A 3,544-nucleotide genomic window follows, 5' to 3' on the forward strand; every position below is an offset into this window, starting at 1 on the left:
ATATTTTATATATTTATTGTATTATTTATTCTATAAACTATATAAAATTCCTTTTATAAAATTATATTTATTTTAAAATAATAAAATAAATATGGAACTTTTATTTGACAATGATTATATTATATTGTAGAATCTAAATGAATTATGGGAATAGATAGGAGCTGGTGTTCCTACAGGTCTTCAAAACCTAGTTGTGGTACTAATACTATCATTGGTGGGTTCGATTCCCACATATTCCCGCCAAACATAAAGAGATTAATATTGTATAATTAATCTCTTTTATTTTTATAAAATATTTCAAAAGAGCACAACTTCCGTCATGCTCTTTTAAATTTAGAGGAAATATTATACGTTAAATCTAAAATTAACAATATCTCCATCCTTCATAACATATTCTTTTCCTTCTAGTCTATAAAGACCTTTTTCTTTAGCTGCTGCTTCTGACCCACATTCAACTAAATCATTATAAGCTACAACTTCAGCTCTAATAAATCCTCTTTCAATATCTGAATGAATTTTTCCTGCCGCCGCTGGTGCTTTAGTTCCCTCTTTAATAGTCCATGCTCTAACTTCTTGCACTCCTGCAGTTAAATAACTAATTAACCCTAATAATTTATAACTTGCTTGAATTAATTTATCTAACCCTGACTCTTCTAAACCATATTCAGCTAGCATTTCATTTTTTTCTTCTTCATCTAATCCTGATAATTCTTCTTCAAGTCTAGCACAAACCACCATTACACCTGAATTTTCTTCTTCTGCATATTTTTTTACTTTTTTAACATATTCATTTTCATAATTTCCTGACATCATATCATCTTCTGATATATTGCAAGCATATAAAACTGGCTTAGAAGTTATTAAAAATAATCCTTTTACAAACTTTTCCTCTTCTGTATCAAATTCTAATGTTCTAACTGGTTTATTAGCTTCTAATTGAGTTTTAATTCTTTCCATTATTGCATATTCAAATTTAGCTGTTTTATCTCCTGATCTAGCAAGTTTAACACTTTTTTCCATTCTTCTTTCTAAAACTTCTAAATCCGCAAGTATAAGTTCAAGATTTATAGTTTCTATATCTCTTATAGGATCAACAGAACCATCAACATGAACAACATTTTCATCATTAAAACATCTAACTACATGAACTATAGATGCTACTTCTCTTATATGAGAAAGAAATTTATTTCCTAAACCTTCTCCTTTACTAGCTCCTCTAACTAAGCCAGCTATATCATAAAACTCTATTGCTGTATAAATTTTTCTTTTAGTATTGTACATTTTTTCTAAAACATCTAATCTTTTATCTGGTACACTAACTACTCCAACATTTGGTTCTATAGTACAAAATGGGTAGTTTGCTGATTCCGCTCCTGCTTTTGTTATAGCATTAAATAATGTACTTTTACCTACGTTAGGTAATCCAACTATTCCTAATTTCATCTATGTACATTCCTTTCTTAATTAAACTCTTATACTTTTACTTTAAAATTATACTCTAGCTTAATATATATTTCAACTACTGTATTTTCTTACCTTAACCTCCAATAATCTTTATAAATTATTAATTAAATTAGTGCAATAATAATTCTGAGGTGATTTATATGTCAATGAATTTAATAGCTTTTTTATTATCATCAGTCTTAATTTCAAATCCATTAATTTCTTCTATGCAATCATATAGTTATTGTAATGAATATAATTTAGTAGAAGATAACACTAAGGAATTTAATTGGTATTATCAACTTGATAAAAATACTAAGACTGTTTCTCCTCCAAAAGAATGTCCTTTTTTAACTAATCATAAAATTGCTTTTGTAGGTAATAACACTAAAAAAGAAATTTTTCTTACCTTTGATGAAGGATATGAAAAGGGGTATACTGGAAAAATTCTTGATATTTTAAAAGATAATAATGTACCTGCTGCTTTTTTCGTTACAAGACCTTACATAGAAGATAACCCTGATTTAATAAAAAGAATGGAAAGTGAAGGTCACTTAGTATGTAATCATTCTTCTCATCATCCTTCCATGGCAAAAATAACAGATAAAAATAAATTTGAAGAAGAATTTAAAGAAGTTGAAGAAGAATATACTAGAGTAACGGGAAAAAATATGCCTAAATTTTTTAGACCTCCAATGGGTAAATTTAGTGATCTTTCTTTAAAATATACAGAAGACTTAGGCTATACTTCTGTATTTTGGAGTTTTGCATATAAAGATTGGCTTATAGACAATCAACCATCTAAAGAGGAAGGAAAGAAAAAAATATTAGAAAAAGCTCATAATGGAGAAATTATGTTACTTCATGCTGTATCATCTACAAATACTTCTATATTAGATGAAGTTTTAAAAGAATTAAAATCTACTGGTTATACTTTCAAATCTTTAAATGATTTAAATAAAGAATAAATGGATTTAAATCCATTTATTCTTTATTTATTGTAGAATTTGTATACTCTAATATTTCTGTTTTAAATTTATTATTCATAAATTTTAGATCATCTAATACTTTTCTTATATCACCTTTTAATTCTTTATCTTCAATAAAAGCAAGATTTACCTCTGTATTAATTATTGATGATTCTATACAAGCTCCTAACATAATACATGCTACAGCGGCATCAGATATTAAGTTTTTATTGCCATATTTTGCAGCAAATTTAATATTTTCATAAAATTTCATAGAAACTTTAGCTAGTTGAAGAGGAACATTCATAGCTTCCTTAGTACATTTTTCTATAACTTCTTTTCTTATCTTTTTATCTTCATCTGTTTCTTTAGATAATTTATAAGAATTCATTAATTCTAAAAATACTTCTTTATCTCTATTCATTACTAATAACATTTTTTCATTTAGATTATTACATTCTTCTAAATTAATAAGTAACTTATTTTTTTTATCTTCATCTAATTCATTATATACTTTTTTTCCTACTGTCAAATTATATACCATAGAAGTTAAAGCAACTGCTAATGCTCCACTTAAAGCTGAAGCTGCTCCTCCCCCCGGTGCTGGAGAATTTGATGATAATTCTTTTATAAAACTTCCTATTTCCATGTTTTTCATAAAATTTAACTCCTTATATTATTATTTTAAAGATAATATATTATTTAATCTATTTGAAATATTTGTCCATTCATACTCTTCACATGGCTCAAAACTTTTACCATTTTCAATATCATAAATTAAATTTCTTAAATTATTTGAAATAATTCTACTATCATTTTCACACATGATACATTTATGTATATTTTTAGTTATATTTTTAATTGGATCATTATCATCACCTAAAATAATCATTATTGGATTATCCGTTCCAAAATAATCATATATTTTTGCTGGAATTTGCTTTGAATTTTTATTTCCAAAAACCAATAAAACGTCACTATGTATCATGTAACTTAAAGCTTCTTTATAATTTATTCTTCCATTAACTTGAACAATATCAATATCATTTAATCTTTGTTTAATTTCAGAATCATCTATATTGCCAAAAAATAAAATATTTATTTTATTATATAAAGAATTATCCTTTTCTTTT

Annotated in this window: 3 protein-coding genes, 1 tRNA gene and 1 pseudogene; 2 read left to right on the forward strand and 3 right to left on the reverse strand. The window is 25.7% G+C overall.

Annotation, left to right across the window (positions count from 1 at the left end):
• Window positions 1-146 precede the first annotated feature (146 nt).
• Window positions 147-243 (forward strand) — tRNA-Sec (locus GBZ86_RS13835).
• A 102-nt stretch (window positions 244-345) separates the two neighbouring features.
• Here the strand turns inward: GBZ86_RS13835 and ychF are convergent.
• Window positions 346-1,443, reverse strand: a complete 1,098-nt coding sequence (gene ychF, locus GBZ86_RS13840) for a redox-regulated ATPase YchF (protein WP_152891615.1) — start codon at window positions 1,441-1,443, stop codon at window positions 346-348.
• Window positions 1,444-1,670: 227 nt separating this feature from the next.
• Between ychF and pdaA the strand changes: the two genes are divergently transcribed.
• Window positions 1,671-2,411, forward strand: coding sequence for a delta-lactam-biosynthetic de-N-acetylase (pdaA, locus tag GBZ86_RS13845; protein WP_422678932.1), 741 nt, complete (start codon window positions 1,671-1,673; stop codon window positions 2,409-2,411).
• Window positions 2,412-2,427: 16 nt separating this feature from the next.
• Here pdaA and GBZ86_RS13850 read toward each other — a convergent pair whose 3' ends face one another.
• Together GBZ86_RS13850 and GBZ86_RS17360 are read right to left on the reverse strand one after the other, a co-directional pair.
• Window positions 2,428-3,069, reverse strand: a complete 642-nt coding sequence (locus GBZ86_RS13850; protein WP_152891619.1) for a cyclodeaminase/cyclohydrolase family protein — start codon at window positions 3,067-3,069, stop codon at window positions 2,428-2,430.
• 21 nt (window positions 3,070-3,090) lie between these two features.
• Window positions 3,091-3,544, reverse strand: a pseudogene (locus GBZ86_RS17360) (glycosyl transferase group 1); the annotation flags it as partial.

It is taken from the genome of Clostridium tarantellae, from assembly GCF_009295725.1.
GTDB lineage: Bacteria > Bacillota > Clostridia > Clostridiales > Clostridiaceae > Sarcina > Sarcina tarantellae.

Bases quoted from the DNA above. Each gene is read 5' to 3' on its own strand.
- pdaA (WP_422678932.1), top strand. From the start codon at position 1,671: ATGCAATCATATAGTTATTGTAATGAATATAATTTAGTAGAAGATAAC.
- GBZ86_RS13850 (WP_152891619.1), bottom strand. From the start codon at position 3,069: ATGAAAAACATGGAAATAGGAAGTTTTATAAAAGAATTATCATCAAAT.
- ychF (WP_152891615.1), bottom strand. From the start codon at position 1,443: ATGAAATTAGGAATAGTTGGATTACCTAACGTAGGTAAAAGTACATTA.